Annotated in this window: 13 protein-coding genes and 1 pseudogene; 6 read left to right on the forward strand and 8 right to left on the reverse strand. The window is 73.0% G+C overall.

Translation table 11 applies throughout. From position 1 onward, the window contains the following. Positions 1-74: 74 nt before the first annotated feature. Both ACZ7BZ_RS23635 and ACZ7BZ_RS23640 read right to left on the reverse strand, forming a co-directional pair. On the reverse strand, positions 75-980 hold the full coding sequence (locus ACZ7BZ_RS23635) for an alpha/beta fold hydrolase (RefSeq protein WP_470360029.1): 906 nt from the start codon (positions 978-980) through the stop codon (positions 75-77). Beyond that, positions 977-1,648 (reverse strand): annotated as a pseudogene (locus tag ACZ7BZ_RS23640) (branched-chain amino acid ABC transporter permease); the annotation flags it as partial. The gene ACZ7BZ_RS23635 and the pseudogene ACZ7BZ_RS23640, both read right to left, overlap by 4 nt. 738 nt (positions 1,649-2,386) lie before the next feature. Between ACZ7BZ_RS23640 and ACZ7BZ_RS23645 the strand changes: the two are divergent. Then, complete coding sequence (locus ACZ7BZ_RS23645) at positions 2,387-4,651, forward strand: glycosyltransferase family 2 protein (RefSeq protein ID WP_470360030.1); 2,265 nt, start codon at positions 2,387-2,389, stop codon at positions 4,649-4,651. A 35-nt stretch (positions 4,652-4,686) separates the two neighbouring features. Continuing rightward, complete coding sequence (gene glxA / locus ACZ7BZ_RS23650; RefSeq protein ID WP_470360031.1) at positions 4,687-6,618, forward strand: radical copper oxidase GlxA; 1,932 nt, start codon at positions 4,687-4,689, stop codon at positions 6,616-6,618. Between the two features lie 124 nt (positions 6,619-6,742). On the opposite strand, the gene ACZ7BZ_RS23655 is transcribed toward glxA, so the two are convergent. From ACZ7BZ_RS23655 to ACZ7BZ_RS23670, 4 genes are all read right to left on the reverse strand, one after another. Then, complete coding sequence (locus ACZ7BZ_RS23655) at positions 6,743-7,777, reverse strand: glycoside hydrolase family 6 protein (RefSeq protein WP_470360032.1); 1,035 nt, start codon at positions 7,775-7,777, stop codon at positions 6,743-6,745. A gap of 214 nt (positions 7,778-7,991) precedes the next feature. After that, the gene (locus ACZ7BZ_RS23660; RefSeq protein ID WP_470360033.1) at positions 7,992-8,720 is read right to left on the reverse strand and encodes a uracil-DNA glycosylase; all 729 of its coding nucleotides are present in this window, start codon (positions 8,718-8,720) and stop codon (positions 7,992-7,994) included. 78 nt (positions 8,721-8,798) lie between these two features. After that, a complete protein-coding gene (locus ACZ7BZ_RS23665) occupies positions 8,799-10,091 on the reverse strand; it encodes a low temperature requirement protein A (protein WP_470360034.1) in 1,293 nt (430 codons plus the stop codon). 81 nt (positions 10,092-10,172) lie between these two features. Next, complete coding sequence (locus ACZ7BZ_RS23670) at positions 10,173-10,952, reverse strand: HAD-IIA family hydrolase (protein WP_470360035.1); 780 nt, start codon at positions 10,950-10,952, stop codon at positions 10,173-10,175. Between the two features lie 162 nt (positions 10,953-11,114). On the opposite strand from ACZ7BZ_RS23670, the gene ACZ7BZ_RS23675 reads away from it, so the two are divergent. Further along, the gene (locus ACZ7BZ_RS23675) at positions 11,115-12,203 is read left to right on the forward strand and encodes a Gfo/Idh/MocA family oxidoreductase (protein WP_470360036.1); all 1,089 of its coding nucleotides are present in this window, start codon (positions 11,115-11,117) and stop codon (positions 12,201-12,203) included. Positions 12,204-12,284: 81 nt separating this feature from the next. Here the strand turns inward: ACZ7BZ_RS23675 and ACZ7BZ_RS23680 are convergent, their stop codons facing one another. Beyond that, positions 12,285-12,707 (reverse strand): type II toxin-antitoxin system VapC family toxin, encoded by a 423-nt coding sequence (locus ACZ7BZ_RS23680; protein ID WP_380458613.1) that lies wholly within the window; start codon positions 12,705-12,707, stop codon positions 12,285-12,287. Continuing rightward, positions 12,700-12,984, reverse strand: coding sequence for a type II toxin-antitoxin system Phd/YefM family antitoxin (locus ACZ7BZ_RS23685; protein WP_380458614.1), 285 nt, complete (start codon positions 12,982-12,984; stop codon positions 12,700-12,702). The genes ACZ7BZ_RS23680 and ACZ7BZ_RS23685 overlap by 8 nt, the downstream gene beginning before the upstream one ends. 203 nt (positions 12,985-13,187) lie before the next feature. Between ACZ7BZ_RS23685 and ACZ7BZ_RS23690 the strand changes: the two genes are divergently transcribed. The 3 genes from ACZ7BZ_RS23690 to ACZ7BZ_RS23700 all read left to right on the forward strand — a co-directional run bounded on the left by ACZ7BZ_RS23690 (position 13,188) and on the right by ACZ7BZ_RS23700 (position 15,314). Further along, positions 13,188-13,481, forward strand: coding sequence for a DUF6412 domain-containing protein (locus tag ACZ7BZ_RS23690; RefSeq protein ID WP_380458616.1), 294 nt, complete (start codon positions 13,188-13,190; stop codon positions 13,479-13,481). A 150-nt stretch (positions 13,482-13,631) separates the two neighbouring features. Further along, the gene (locus ACZ7BZ_RS23695; protein ID WP_470360037.1) at positions 13,632-14,324 is read left to right on the forward strand and encodes a YidC/Oxa1 family membrane protein insertase; all 693 of its coding nucleotides are present in this window, start codon (positions 13,632-13,634) and stop codon (positions 14,322-14,324) included. Positions 14,325-14,546: 222 nt separating this feature from the next. Then, positions 14,547-15,314 (forward strand): CDP-alcohol phosphatidyltransferase family protein, encoded by a 768-nt coding sequence (locus ACZ7BZ_RS23700; protein WP_470360038.1) that lies wholly within the window; start codon positions 14,547-14,549, stop codon positions 15,312-15,314. Positions 15,315-15,333: the final 19 nt, after the last annotated feature.

The following is a 15,333-nucleotide window of genomic DNA, read 5'->3' on the forward strand; positions in this document are numbered from 1 at the left end:
ACGAGGCTTGGACTGACCGTTACGGCCGGCGGGTGTTCGCACCCCGCCCGCCAGGGCCGTTCCGGCTCGGGCGACTACTCGGCCGCAGGGACGTCCGCGAGCAGCTTGCGGGCGATGAGGTCGGCCCCCGCCTCGCCCCAGAGGATCGAGTAGTGGTTGGTGTCCGGCACCGGCGAGGCCGGTACCCGCTCACGGTCCAGCCCGGACAGCCCGATCCGCTGGTGGTCGTAGAGGCCCTGCGGCTGGTCGAGCAGACCGCGTTCCGCCCACAGCAGTTCGGCCGGGCAAGGCAGTCGGTGCACGGCCCCGGCAGCGTCTTGGTCCAGCAGGACCTGGGCGCCGTCGGTCTGCACGGCCTCCGGCACGCAGGAGGAGCGCAGTTCGGGCTCGACGCCGACGAGGTCGCGTTGGGTGTAGGCGTCGATCCCGTCGGACCAGCCGTCACCGAGCGCCGGGTGGCGCTGCCAGAACTCGCGGTAGGCGGCGCGGTCCGGGAAGGTCATCGACAGCCGGGCCAGCGCGGGGCCGAGCACCGCGGCCAGGGCGTCCTCCTCGCGGACGCCCTCCGGGAGCGGGAAGCTCAGCGCACCGTCCACCAGCAGGACCCTGCGGACGAGTTGGGGGTGCCGGACTGCGGCCAGCGCGGTGACCCAGGCCCCCATCGAGTGGCCGACGACCGTGACCGGCCCCGCATCGAGGGCGGCGATCAGTGCGGCGACGTCGTCGGCGTGCCGGGCCAGCCCGTACGGTCCGGCGACCGAGCGGCTGGCACTGCGGCCCCGGAGGTCGGGCGCGAGCAGGGTGACCCGCCCGGCGAGGCGGCGGGCGACCTCGTACCAGGCCAGGCCGTTGGCCGTGATGCCATGCACCGCCACGACCGTCGGAGCACCCGGTCGGTCGGCCGGCCAGCGCAGGACGGCCAGGTCCCCGCCGGGTACGGGGACGGTCGACTCCTCGGGCTTCAGGGGTGATCGGCTCACGCGGGGGTACCTCCGGTGGGGCGGGCGGCGCGCACGCAGGCCGGCGTACGCGCCGAGCGGGCGGATCGGGCGGATCGGATGCGGGCGGGCAGTCCGGCCAGGCCGCCGGGGAGCAGGTAGACCACGGCGACGAACAGGGTACCCAGCAGGAACGGGGGTTGGGAGAGCGGGACGCGTAGCACCGCGGGCAGGTCCGCGACCGCGCTCGAGTTGGCGAGGTCCCCGAGGCGGTGGCCGGCCCCGGTGTAGAGCACACCGCCGAGCAGCGGCCCCCAACGGCTGCCGGAGCCGCCGAGAACCACCATGACCAGCAGCGCGAGCGTCGCTTCCGAGCCTGCGGCCTGCGGGGTGGCCCCGCCGGCGAGCAGCAGGTAGACCACTCCGCCCAGCCCGGCGAGCGCACCGGCCAGCACGAAGGCGACCAACTTGTAGCCGCAGGGCCGCAGTCCGAACACCTCCACCCGGCGCTCGTTCTCCCTGATGCCCTCCCAGACCCGCCCGGCCGGGGAGCTGACGGCCCAGTGGACCGCGACGACCGTCAGCACCAGATAACCGACGGCGATCCAGTAGAGGTTGGCGGTGTTCTCGATCCCGAGCAGGCCGGACGGCAGCAGTTGGGCCGGGACGGAGCGGCCCTCCTCGCCCCCGGTGACCCCGGAGGGGCTGCGCCTGGTGGAGACCGCCCCGGGGGTGAGCCCCACCGAGGTGCGGGCGGCTACCGACGCCACCTTGCTTTCCCCGCTCTGACGCCCTGCTGCCCCCGCTCTGAAGTACCGGCGCACCACGAGCCGCACCGGGGTACAACGGGCCACCACAGGCCGCGCGGCCCGCGGCCCCCGCCCCCGCCCCCGCCCCCGGACGCCGAAAACCGCAACGCCCCACCCGGCCGGGCCACTTACGGGGAGACAACTCCAGCCGGTGGTCCGGCCGTTCGCTTTCCCTCCGAGGCATCGTCCAACCACCATCGGGCCGAATTCTTCTGCATTAGCACCATGGCAAGCCACCGTGGCCAGGAACCGTAGTATCTTCACGCCTGAGCGGCGATCGTCTGGTGGAGCGGTTGCGATCGACGTTACGCTCCAGGAGAGTTGAGCAAGCCGGGGATCCCTTCACGCCGACGGGGGGAAGCCGGGGAGCGCATCGGGTTCCCGCATTCGGAGCCGCCGCGCCGGCCCGCGACCGAACCGGTCGCACACACTCCACGCGTCGGGCTCCATGTTCCGGATTCCGGTGTCAGAGCATGTCGGGGCGCGTCAGGGCGCGTCGGACAGCCCGGTGCCCAGGGAACGCCCGCAGTCCGCCGGGCCGCGTTCCGCCCAAGCGGCTCCGGGCCGACCCGGGCAGCTCTGGGCCGGGGCGGGCAACGCCAAGCACAGCACGTCGCAACACTCCGGGGGGAGCACGCCATGACCACGCCGTCCTCGCAGCGAAAGGACGAACGCGACCGAGCCGGTCGCCGGGGCCGCCGCCGAGGCGCCGGGCCGCTGGACGAGAGCGCGTTACGCGCCATACCGGTACCCGAAGCCCCGTACGACTACGGCCACTTCAGTCGTCTGGCGGGTCCGGCGGTCGATCCGGACGAGGACCGGGAACTCGGCGGGGGTGTCTACCGACCGGAACCGGGCGCCGGTGGACTCCCGGACGTCGGCGTCGGCGTCCGGGAGTCCACCGGCGCGGAACCGGCCGCTCCCTACCGGGTGCAGTACCGGAGCCTGCTGCGCCACGAGCCGCACCGGATCCGGGCCGCCCTGCTGCTGCTGGCCGCGCCGCTGGTGGAGATGATCCTGCTGGTCTGGCTGCTGTTGCCGGAACACTGGCCCGAGCGTGCCGACGAGACCAACACCCTGGTGCTGCTGGGCGACAAGGTGATGATCGGGATCATCGCCGTGGTCGAGGTGTTCCGGCTGGTCAACGTCGTCTCCAACACCCATGCCACCCTGGTGGCCCGCGATCCGATACCGGTGACGCCGGAGTCCGGCACCCGGGTCGCGTTCCTCACCACCTGCGTGCCGGGCAAGGAACCGCCGGAGATGGTGCGGGCCACGTTGACGGCGGCCCGTGCGGTGCGACACGAAGGACCTTACGACGTCTGGCTGTTGGACGAGGGAAACGATCCTGCAATGCAGTCCCTGTGCGCCGAACTGGGCGTCCGGCACTTCAGCCGCGCCGGGCACCCGCGCTGGAACCGGCCGAAGGGGCGGTTCCGCGCCCGGACCAAGCACGGCAACTACAACGCCTGGCTCCAGGCCCACGGCGACGACTACGACTTCTGGGTGTCCGTCGACACCGATCACGTACCGCTGCCCGACTTCTGCGAGCGCATGCTCGGCTACTTCCGCGATCCGGACGTCGCATTCGTGGTCGGCCCCCAGGTGTACGGGAACTACCGCAGCTCGGGATCGGCCGTCACCAAATTCTCCGAGAGCCAGCAGTACCTCTTCCACGCACTCATCCAGCGCGCCGGAAACCGTTACGGCGCACCGATGTTCGTCGGAACCAACAACGCCGTGAGAATCCGCGCGCTCCAGTCGATCGGCGGGTTGTACGACTCCATCACGGAGGACATGGCGACCGGTCTGGAGTTCCACCGGAGCTGCAACCCGGAGACCGGAGAACGCTGGAAGTCCGTGTACACCCCGGACGTGCTCGCGGTGGGCGAAGGCCCGTCCTCCTGGACCGACTTCTTCTCCCAGCAACTGCGCTGGAGCCGCGGCACCTACGAGACCCTGCTCCGCCAGTACTGGCGGGTGCTCTGGCGGCTGTCGCCCGGCCGGGCGCTCAACTACACGCTGATGGTGGGCTTCTACCCGATGGCGGCGCTCACCTGGCTGCTCGGCGGGGTGTCCAGCGTGCTCTACCTGGGCTTCGGCGCCTCCGGCGTACACGTCTCCTCGGAGCTGTGGATGATGCTCTACAGCGACGCCGCCGCGCTCCAACTCCTGCTCTACACCTGGAACCGCAAGCACAACGTGAGCCCGCACGAGCCGGCCGGCTCCTCCGGGGTCGCCGGCATGGTGATGTCGGCGCTCTGCGGCCCGGTGTACGCGGCCTCGCTGCTCCAGGCGCTGGTACGTCGGCGCAGCCGCTTCGTGGTGACGCCCAAGGGCAGTTCGGCCAGCACCGACGGACTGCGCACCTTCCGCTACCACCTGTTCTGGGCCCTGGTGTTCGGCGGTGCGGTGGCCGCGTCCTTCCACACCGGCTACGACCACGTCGCGATGCGCACCTGGGCCTGCATCGCCCTGGTCCTGACCGTGCTGCCGCTGCTGATCTCGGCCGGCGACGCCGTCCGCCGTCGGCGCACCCCGCCCACAGCCACCCTCACCGTGACCGGAGGGCCGTCGGCCACCCCCAGGGTCGTCCTGGAGAAGCGCCACCCGCGCCACGCCCGTACCGCCGCCGCGCCCCCGGCGGCGAGGGTCGCAGCGGCAAGGGTCCCGGCGCAGGGGGCGCGGCCGGGCCCGGACGGACTCGACAGCCCGACGCTGCAACTGCGCCTGGCCGCACTCGACGACCACGCCCACGGCGACCACCACGCCCACCACGCCCACCACGCCCACCACGCCCACCACGCCCACGGCGACCACACGCCCGGCAGCCAAGCACACGACGGCCGCACCCCCGGCCGGCAACCGCCCGACCACGCCCAGAGCGGCACCCCCACCCACTGAGCCAGTCCCGCCCGCCTCCCGAGGGGATCACCACCGTGAAGATCCACAAGACCGGCCGCACCAAGCGCTTCGCCCTCGGCAGCACCGTCGCGCTGACCGTCGCCGGGATGAACGCCCCTGCCGTCCTCGGTTTCGCCAGCAGCCAGTACCACCAGTACGTGATCAACCGCCCCGAGTACAAGGCGCAGTACGGCCACTGGCAGACCCTGACGCTGCCCGCCGAGTTCCGGGTCAACGCCGTCCACGCCACCCTGCTGCGCACCGGCAAGGTACTCATCGTGGCCGGCTCCGGCAACGATGAGAAGCAGTTCAACGCGGGCACCTTCAAGAGCCTGCTCTGGGACCCGGCGAAGAACACCTACAAGCTGATACCCACCCCAGCCGACATGTTCTGCGGCGGCCACACCTCCCTCCCGGACGGCCGGGTGCTGGTGGCCGGCGGCACCCAGCGGTACGAGAAGCTGGAAGGCGCGGTGAAGAAGGCGGCCGGCGTGATGCGAGTGCGCAACGAGAGCCCGGAGCACGACCGCACCTTCCCCAAGGGCACCGTGTTCGTCGCCCCCAACGGCCGCGAGTACGCCAGCACCGTCGAGGTGACGGTCCCCGCCGCGACCAAGAGCGGCTCCGGGAAGCAGACCGTGGTCACCGCCGGCGAGCAGCACGTGTTCGTGGAGGCGGTCGGCACGGGCCCCGACTACGTGACCAACTCGCCCGCCCAGTACCGGATCAAGGGCCTGACCGGCGTCGACGCGCACAACCTGTACGGGCAGAGCGAGAAGCTGACGCTGGACAAGCAGGAATACCAGGGCATCCGCTCCGCCTTCGAGTTCAACCCGGACACCGAGCTGTACGAGCAGGTCACCGACATGGCGCACGCCCGCTGGTACCCGACCCTGACCGGGCTGGGCGACGGCCGGGTGGTCACCGTCTCCGGCCTGGACGACACCGGGCAGATCCTCGACGGCAACGAGAACGAGGTCTACGACCCGAAGTCCAAGACCTGGGCCAAGGCCCCCGACCGCTACTTCCCGACCTACCCGTCCATCTTCCTGACGGCGAGCGGCAAGCTCTTCTACTCCGGTTCCAACGCGGGCTACGGCCCCGCTGACAAAGGCCGCGAGCCCGGCGTCTGGGACCTCTCGAACGACTCCTTCCAGCCCGTGCCCGGCCTGCGCGACCCCAACCTGACCGAGACCTCCTCCTCGGTGCTGCTACCGCCCGCGCAGGCGCAGAAGGTCATGGTGCTCGGCGGCGGCGGGGTGGGCGAGTCCCCGCTGTCCACGGCCCGCACCGACATCGTCGACCTGTCCGCCCCCGCGCCCGCCTTCACTCCGGGCCCGGACCTGCCGGCCGGCGGCACCCGCTACCTCAACAGCGTGATCCTCCCGGACGACACCGTGTTCACCACCGGCGGCTCCAGCGGCTACCGCGGCCGGGGCGACAGCGACCTGCTCAAGGCGCAGGTGTACCACCCGACTTCGAACAGCTTCAGCACCGCCGCCGAGCCCACCGTCGGCCGCGACTACCACTCCGAGGCTCTGCTGCTGCCGGACGGCCGGGTCGCCGTCCTGGGCTCCAACCCGCTGTTCGCCGACAAGGCCGAGACCCAGCCCGGCGGCTTCGAGCAGCGCATCGAGATCTACACCCCGCCGTACCTGTACCACGGCGACCGCCCGGAGGTCACCGCGGCGCCTTCGACGGCGAAGCCCGCCGGCACCCTGAAGATCGGCACCGCCCGGCCGGACGCGGTGACCACCGCCAAGCTGATCCGGCCCAGTTCGGTGACCCACGCGACCGATGTCGAGCAACGCTCGGTCGCCCTGGACATCACCGGCCGCACCGCCGACGGGGTCTCGCTCACCCTCCCGGGCAACCCGAACCTGCTGCCGCCCGGCTGGTACATGCTGTTCCTGACGGACGCCGCCGGCACGCCGTCGGTCGCCCGCTGGGTCCAGGTCGTCGGCTGACCGGCGCGGCCGAGCCGCCGGGCCGCTCACCGGGCGCGCGAGTCACCGGGCGCGCGAGTCACCGGGCGCACGAGTCACCGGACGACAGGGCAGCACGGGCGGCCGGTCAGCGCCGACGGACGGGTCAGTGCGCCGCCTGCGCCAGCCCGAGCGCGTACGGCAGCCAGAACTGGCCCGCCCGGGGCTCGCCGCGGCCGCACTCGCCGTCCGACTCCCCCGGGTTCTTGATCCACAGGTAGGCGTCCACCCCGGGCCGCCCGGTCGCATCGGTCGGCGCCTCGCCGAGCGCCCGGCCGGGCGGGTTGCACCAGGACTCGGCGCCCGCCGAGCCGTTGCCGCTGCGGCTGGTGTCGATGACGAAGTGCTTCCCGCCCAGGGCGGCGGAGAGCCGGTTGCCGTAGTCCACGTTCCGGTCGGTCGGGTAGAAGTTGGCGACGTTCACCGCGAAGCCGTCCGCCGTGGCGATGCCCGACTTGCGCAGCGCGGCGGCCATCTCCTCCGGGTCCTGGGCCCAGCCGGGGTTGCCCGCGTCGAGGTAGACCCGCACGTTGGGGTGCTTCTTCAACTCCTGGACGGCGAAGGCCAGCAGGCCGTACCGCTCGGCGGCCAGGTCGCCCTTGATCCCGCAGGTGTCCAGGGTGTGGGCGACGGCGTCCGGCTCCAGCACCACCCAGGCCCTGCGGTCGCCGAGGGCCTGGCCGATCCCGGTGATCCAGGAGCGGTAGGAGGCGGCGTCGGGCGCGCCACCGGCCGAGTACTGGCCGCAGTCGCGGTGCGGGATGTCGTAGGCGACGAAGACGGCCGTCCGGCCGGCCTCGGCGGCCCGCCGGCTCACCTGGTCGGCGATCTCCCGGGCGCCCTGCTCGCCGAGCCACTGGGAGGAGGGCTGGGCGGCGATCCGCAGCAGGGTGTCGGCCTCGGCCGAGCGGCCCTGGCCGCGCAGCGCGGCGACCTGCTGGGCGGCATTCGTCTGGTCGGAAACGTAGAAGGCCTGTCCGGGAAGCTGGTCGAGGCCGGCGGAGCCACCCGTCGGGCGCACGGCGGAGACGCCGGGAGCGCCGGGGCCACTGCTCGCCGCACCGCCGTCCGCACCGCTGCAGCCGGAGACCGCAAGCATCGCCAGACCGGCGATCAGCGCCGCCCATCGAACCGTTCCCACCCGTCCCACCCCGCGCACGTACCGCCCCTCCGAGCTGACTCCCGCCCCCCGTCGGACCGCTCCGACGACCGGTCGGCTCCAGCTAAGCACACCGCGCCCCGGCGGACGGTCGCCGGCGGTGAACGGCAAGTGGCCGTGGGTGAACGGGAATCCGAACCCGCCCACCCGCGGCCACCGCACCGGACCGAACCGGCGGCCCCGGCCCGACGGTGCGTCAGTCCTGCTTCAGGTCAGGCACCCGCCAGTCGATCGGCTCGCCGCCGAAGCCGGCCAGCGCCGTGTTGATCTGCGAGAACGGGCGGCTGCCGAAGAACAGCTTGGCCGACAGCGGCGACGGGTGCGCGCCCTGGACCACCACGTGCTTCTCGGTGTCGATCAGCGGCAGCTTCTTCTTGGCGTAGTTGCCCCACAGCACGAAGACCACCGGCTCCTCGCGCTCGCTCACCGCCTTGATCACCGCGTCGGTGAACTTCTCCCAGCCCTTGGCCTTGTGCGAGTTGGCCTCGTGCGCGCGGACCGTGAGCACCGCGTTGAGCAGCAGCACGCCCTGCTCGGCCCAGTGCATCAGGTAGCCGTTGTCCGGGGCGGGGATGCCGAGGTCGGCGTCCATCTCCTTGAAGATGTTGCGCAGCGAGGGCGGCGTCTTGGTCCCGGGCAGCACCGAGAAGCTCATGCCGTGGGCCTGGCCGTTGTCGTGGTACGGGTCCTGACCGAGGACGAGCACCCGGACCTTCTCGTACGGGGTGGCCTCCAGCGCCGCGAACTCCTGGCCGCTCGGCGGGAACACCTCGTGCTCCGCGCGCTGGGCCGCCACGAAGGCCGCCAGCTCCGCGAAGTACGGCTTCTCCGTCTCGGCACCGAGCACCGCACGCCAGGACTCGGGCAGCTCCAGCCCGCCGCCCCCGCCGGCCTCGACCAAGCCCGCCTCGACCGTGTCCGTCACGACATCTACCTCCCACACCGCGGCTGCTGCGCCGCCCGCCCTCTTACACCCCGAACGCTACACAGCCCCACCGACAACTCACTCCACGGGAACGGCCTCGCCGGGGGCGGCGGGGGCCGAAGGGGAGGTGAGGGCGGGGGCGGCGGCGGGGACCGGGGAGGAAGCGGCCTCGCCGGGGGCGCCCGGAGCACCCAGCGCAGCCACAGCGGCAGCGGCTTCCGCAGCAGCACCAGCCGCAGCGGCCCGCGCCACCCGCAGGTGCTCCACCCCGTTGAGCGCCACCAGCAGCACCGCCAGGGTCACCAGCACCACCAGCGCCGGCAGCCGCACCATCGCGGGCATCAGCCCCAGCACGACCACCGCCGCCACGATCCGGGTCGTGGACACCCGGCGGAACATCATCCAGCGGGTGTACCCGAAGGTCAGCAGGTACAGCCCGCACCCGCCGTACAGCAGCGCGACCGACCCGGCGCCGAGCGCCCGCCACGGGTCGGCGACCGTCTCCTCGAAACCGACCGCCACCCCGATCACCCCGGCCGCCAGCGCCAGGTGCCCGTACTGGAAGATCCGCCGGATCACGTCCCGCCGCGAGTCGGCGACCTCCACGGCGTGCCGCATGGCGTCCGCCGCGTAGACGAAGTACTGCCACCACAGCCCGGCCGAGATGGTGAACGCGGCGGCCACGGCGACCAGTTCGGGCGCGTCCAGCCTGGCTGCGGCGGCCGGGCCGCCGATCCCGACGATCGACTCGCCGATCGCGACCAGCAGGAACAGCGCGAACCGCTCCGGCATGTGCGAGGGGTGGTACGCCACGTCCGCGAGCCGTCGCCGGAAGACCAGTGGCGCGGACAGGTCGCAGAGCGCGGCCGTCGCCCAGAGTGCCAGCCGCGGCCTGTCCGGCAGCAGGCCGCCGACCAGCAGCAGCGGCCCGCTGACCAGCACGCCCGCGCCGTACGGGCCGCGCCAGACGCCCGGGACGCGCAGCAGCATGAGCAGCAGCACCGCCCGGGCCGACCAGTACGCGGCGCCGAGCAGCACGCCCCGGCTCCCGTACGCGGACGGGACGGCGAGCGCCATGAACAGGCCGGTCAGTCCGACCAGCAGGATGCCCAGGCGGTCGCGCAGGTTGTCGACGTCCCGGATGTTGGCCTGCACGGTGGTGCCGACCCAGCACCAGTACACCGGCACGAACACCACCAGCGCCCGGGCCAGTCCGGTGAGGTCGTGCTGGTGGTGCAGCAGCCCGGAGACCTGGGTGATCGCGAAGACGAAGACCAGGTCGAAGTAGAGCTCCGCCCAGGTGACCCGCTTCTCCGCGAGCCCCTCCGCCCCGCCCGCGGCCGCTCCAACCGCTTCCCCCGTCGTGCTCATCCGCCCGGCCTCCCCACGCGTACGGAACGAGCCCCGCCCCAGCGCTCGGCCGGGACGGGGCTCGCGACTGCACCGCAGAGGCTAGACCAGCTCGACCAGGTCCGCGATCGACTTGACCACCCGCGTCGGCCGGTACGGGAAGCGCTCCACGTCGGAGGCGGAGGTCAGACCGGTGAGCACCAGGATGGTCTCCATGCCGGCCTCCATGCCCGCGACGATGTCGGTGTCCATCCGGTCGCCGATCATCACTGCGGTCTCCGAGTGGGCGCCGGCGGTGTTCAGGGCCTCGCGCATCATCAGCGGGTTGGGCTTGCCGACGAAGTACGGATCGACGCCGGTGGCCTTGGTGATCAGGGCCGCGACCGAGCCGGTGGCCGGCAGCACGCCCTCGGGCGAGGGGCCGGTCTCGTCCGGGTTGGTGCAGATGAACCGGGCGCCCTGGTTGATCAGGCGGATCGCCTTGGTGAGCGCCTCGAAGGAGTAGGTGCGGGTCTCGCCGAGGACGACGTAGTCCGGGTTGTTGTCGGTCAGCACGTAACCGGCCTGGTAGAGCGCGGTGGTGAGGCCGGCCTCGCCGATCACGTACGCGGTGCCGTTCGGGCGCTGGCTCTTGAGGAACTTGGCGGTGGCCAGGGCCGAGGTCCAGATGCACTCCTCCGGCACCTCCAGGCCCATCCCGGCCAGTCGGGCGCTGAGGTCGCGCGGGGTGTAGATGGAGTTGTTGGTGAGGACGAGGAAGGGCTTGCCGGACTCCCGCAGCCTGCGCAGGAACTCCTCCGCGCCGGGGATCGGCGTGCCCTCGTGGATGAGGACACCGTCCATGTCGGTCAGCCAGGACTCGATGGGCTTGCGGTCTGCCACGTGCGTATCTCCTGAAGTGTTGCAGCGTCGTGCGGAGGGCCCTGACGCGGCACAGCCTAATCGGCGCCGGTGGCCTGGGACAGGACGTCCCGCTGCGCGGGATGCGACGGCCGACCGGCGGAAACCGGGAGCAACCGGGCGCCTCGTGATTGAGTGGGCGGCATGAACCCGCAGACCCTCCGCTCCCCGCACGACCGCCCGCTGCGCGTCGGACTGATCGGCTACGGCCTGGCCGGCTCCGCCTTCCACGCCCCGCTCATCGCGACCACCCCGGGGCTGCGGCTGGACGCCGTGGTCACCGCCAACCCGGAGCGCCGGGAGCAGCTGCGGCGCGAGCACCCGGACGCCCGGGCCGTCGACACCCCGGAGCAGTTGCTCGCCGACCCGGACGGGCTGGACCTGGTCGTCATCGCCTCGCCGAACCGCACCCACGCCCCGCTCGCCCGCGCCGCCCTGCGGGCGGGCCTGGCCACGGTCGTGGACAAGCCGCTGGCCGCGACCGCCGCCGAGGCGCTGGAGCTGTGCCGGCTCGCCGAGGAGCGGGGCGTGCTGCTGTCCGTGTTCCAGAACCGGCGCTGGGACGGCGACTTCCTCACCGCGAGCCGGCTGGTGCGCGGCGGCGCGCTCGGCCGGGTGCACCGCTTCGAGTCCCGCTTCGAGCGCTTCCGCCCCAAGCCCAAGCCGGGCTGGCGCGAGCTCGCCGACCCGGCCGAGGTCGGCGGCACCCTGTACGACCTGGGCAGCCACCTGGTCGACCAGGCGCTCACCCTGTTCGGGCCGGTCGAGACGGTGTACGCGGAGATCGACGTGCGGCGCGACGGCGCGGTGGTGGACGACGACGCCTTCCTCGCACTGACCCACGCCTCCGGAACCCGCTCGCACCTGTGGACCAGCGCGATCACCCCGCTGATCGGCCCCCGGCTGCGAGTGCTCGGCGACGCCGCCGGCTACGTCAAGCACGGCATGGACCCGCAGGAGGGCGAGCTGCGGGCGGGCCGCCGCCCGGACGGCGCCCACCCGTGGGGCGCCGACCTGCCCGCGCACTACGGCACCCTGGGCACCGACGGGTCCGCGATCTCCCTGCCCACCGACCCCGGCGACTACCCCGCCTACTACGCGGGCATCGCCGCCGCCCTGGCCTCCCCCGGCGCCCCGCCCCCGGTCGACCCGCGCGACGCGGTGGCCACCCTCGCCGTGCTGGAGGCCGCCCGCGCCTCGGCGGCCACCGGGACGACGGTCCGGCCGGCCTGAGCGCCGCCGGCGTGAGCACCGCAGGGTGAGCTCCCCGGGGCGAGCACCGCCCGGGGGGCGTGCTCCTCCCCCTGGGGCGCCTCAGATCCCGATGACCTCCACCGCCGAGCCCAGGCCCCGGAAGTCGGCCACGTTGCGGGTGTACAGCGGCAGCCCGTGGGCGGAGGCGACGGCGGCGATCATCAGGTCGATCCGGCGCGGGCGCGGCTGCCGTCCGGCGGCGATGGTCAGGGTGACGAGGGTGCCGTAGCGGGCGGCGGCGGCCGCGTCGAAGGGCAGCGGGTCGAAGTCGGCCATCGCCGCGCCCAGCACCTCCAGCCGGGCCGCCCGGCTGATCGGGTCGCGCGCCATCGAGACGCCCTGCTGGAGTTCGGCGAAGGTGATCGCGGTCAGCTCCGGCACGGCGGGCAGGTCGCCGGGGTTGAGCAGGGCGAGGTCGATGTAGACGCAGGTGTCCAGCACTCCGGCCGGCCGCCGCCGGGGTGCTCTCCGGCGCTCAGCCACGCCGCCGCTCGAACGGGTCGTCGCCGTCGTCACCCAGCAGTTCGTCGGGGCCGAAGTACTCCTCGGCCTCCTTGCGCATCTGCTGGTAGTCGACCCGCGGCAGCTTCACGTGCCGGGCCACCAGTTCCTCTGCGGTGAGCCGCCGCCGCCCGGACACCGGTCGCAACTCCGCCACCTCGACCCCGTTCCTGGTGATGTGGAAGGTCTCCCCGGCCTCGACCGCGTCCATCACCGCGGCGGAGTTGTTCCGGAACTCCCGCTGGGTAATCGTCTTCATGCCTCCACGGTAGCCCCGTGTAGCACCGGTGGCTACGCCCCGGGCGGTACTCCGGGAACCCGCCGGGCCGTACGATCGTCGTGCTGGGCGTCCGGGCTTCCGAACGTCCGGGCACACGACGTCCGGGCATGCGAGTGCCGGGCACACGAAACGTTCGGACGTTCCGACGTCAGGAACCGGGAACACACCGAGAGGGGGCCGCCGTGGGTGTCGTGGCGATGCTGCTCGGCCTGCTCCGGGTGCTGACCGGACAGCTGGTGACCGACGGCGGCGCGCTGGCGTCCGTCGCCGCCATGGCGGCCGTGGTCCTGGTGGCCGGCGCGGTCGCGGGGGCCTTCACCGGCCGGCGACTGCTCGGGGCGCGGGCCCCGGCGGCGGTGCGCAGCGGAGTGCTGCGACGCCGGGCGTTCCGTACGGCGTTCCTTCCGCAGCGTGATCCGGACGCCCGGGGCAGGCGACGCCCCAGGGCGCCGGGGGCGGCCCCGGCGGCCGCGTAGTCCCGCAGTTCCTCCGTGCGACTCCCGTGCGCCCACGGTCCTCCCGTGCTCGCCACGGCCCCGTGCTTTCCCCGGGTTCCCCGTACGACCTCTCGCGGCCGTCCTCCGCCGACCACTCATGTTCCGAGACCCCGGAGGGCTCGCTTCACCATGTCCGTTCTGTCCGTTCTCGACCCGGCCGTCACCGTCGCCCACGGCCTGGTCTCCGCGATCGCCCACGTCCTGCCGACCGCGCTGGCGATCGTCCTGTTCGTCCTCGCCGTCCGGCTCTGCCTCCACCCGCTGGCGCGGGCGGCGGCACGCGGCGAGAAGGCCCGTTCCAAGCTGGCGCCGAAGGTCGCCGAGCTGAACAAGAAGCACAAGAACAACCCGGAGAAGGCCCGGGAGGCGCTCGCCGAGTTGTACCGGAAGGAGCAGGTCTCGCCGTTCGCGGGCTGCCTGCCGATGCTGATCCAGATCCCGTTCTTCTCGGTGATGTACCGGCTGTTCACCACCCCGAACGACCTGCTGGACCACACCCTGTTCGGGGTGCCGCTGGGCCTGCACGTCGGGAACGCGCACGGCGCCGGGCAGTTCGCGGTGTTCGCGGTGCTGGAGGCCGGGCTGGCGGCCGTGGGGTACGTCAACTACCGCCGGGCCCGGCGGGCGGCGGCGGCGCAGACCACCCCGCAGCCGGGGTCGTCGCTGATGCCCTACCTGTCCTTCGCCTCGGTGCTGTTCGCGCTGCTGGTGCCGGTGGCCGCCGCGCTCTACCTGGTGACGACGAGCGTGTGGTCGGCGACCGAGCGGGCCTGGCTGTACCGGGGCACCGGTCAGGTTCCGGCGGCCGCGCTGGCCGTGTAGCCCCGTCGCCCGGGAGTGACGCGGGGGCAGCTCCGGGACGACCGGGGGCCGACGGTCGGCGCCGGCGGACACCTCGGCCGCTTCGTGGAGGCCGGACCGCGGCGACCGCACCGCGGCGACCGCCGCAGGGGGCGTACCGGCTGGTCCGGCGCCCCCTCCGCAGGCCGTAGCCTGTGGTGATCGTTTCGGGTCCCGTTTCGGGACGGGTGGAGGGATGTCGTCATGGTGGCTGCTCCGGCGCTCGCCGAGCTGCGCGAGGTGTGCCAGCCGCAGGCCAAGCTGCAGAGCCGCAACGGTGAGCACTGGGCGGGCCGGCTCTACATGCGGGCGATCTCACTGCGGACCACCCGGCAGCTGGTCCGCACCTCGGTCTCACCGAACACCCTGACCTGGGTGATGGTGGTCTGCGGGGTCGGCGGCGGCGCGGCCCTGCTGATCCCCGGCCTGACCGGCGCGGTGCTGGCGGCGGTGCTGTTCCAGCTGTTCCTGCTGTTCGACTGCGTGGACGGCGAAGTGGCGCGCTGGAAGCGCCGGTTCAGCATGGCCGGGGTGTACGTGGACCGGCTCGGCGCCTACCTCGCGGACGCCGCGCTGATGGTCGGCGCGGGTGTGCGGGCCGCGCGCGGGGGCTCCGAGCTGTGGGTTTCGGCGGGCCTGGCGGCCGCGCTGGGCGTGGTGCTGCTCAAGGCCTCGACGGACCTGGTGGACGTGGCCCGCGCCCGCAGCGGGCAGCCGCCGGCGGACGAGGAGTCGACCCAGCCGCGCTCCCAGGGCATCGCGACGGCCCGCCGGTTCGCCTCGATCTTCAAGATCCACCGGGTGACCAACGGCATCGAGGCCTCGCTGGTGCTGCTGGCGGCGGCCGTGGTGGACGCCGGGCTGCACGACCTGGACGCGACCCGGTGGACGCTCGCCGGGATCGCGGTGATCACCTGGGGGATGGTGGTGGCGCACCTGGCGTCGATCCTGTCCTCCTCACGGCTGCGCTGAGCCTCCGGGTCCCGCTGCG

The organism is Kitasatospora sp. NPDC036934, from assembly GCF_055608425.1.

Coding starts and splice junctions, on each gene's coding strand:
- ACZ7BZ_RS23675 (WP_470360036.1), top strand. CDS start 11,115: ATGAACCCGCAGACCCTCCGCTCCCCGCACGACCGCCCGCTGCGCGTC.
- ACZ7BZ_RS23700 (WP_470360038.1), top strand. CDS start 14,547: ATGGTGGCTGCTCCGGCGCTCGCCGAGCTGCGCGAGGTGTGCCAGCCG.
- ACZ7BZ_RS23685 (WP_380458614.1), bottom strand. CDS start 12,984: ATGAAGACGATTACCCAGCGGGAGTTCCGGAACAACTCCGCCGCGGTG.
- ACZ7BZ_RS23645 (WP_470360030.1), top strand. CDS start 2,387: ATGACCACGCCGTCCTCGCAGCGAAAGGACGAACGCGACCGAGCCGGT.
- ACZ7BZ_RS23695 (WP_470360037.1), top strand. CDS start 13,632: ATGTCCGTTCTGTCCGTTCTCGACCCGGCCGTCACCGTCGCCCACGGC.
- ACZ7BZ_RS23665 (WP_470360034.1), bottom strand. CDS start 10,091: ATGAGCACGACGGGGGAAGCGGTTGGAGCGGCCGCGGGCGGGGCGGAG.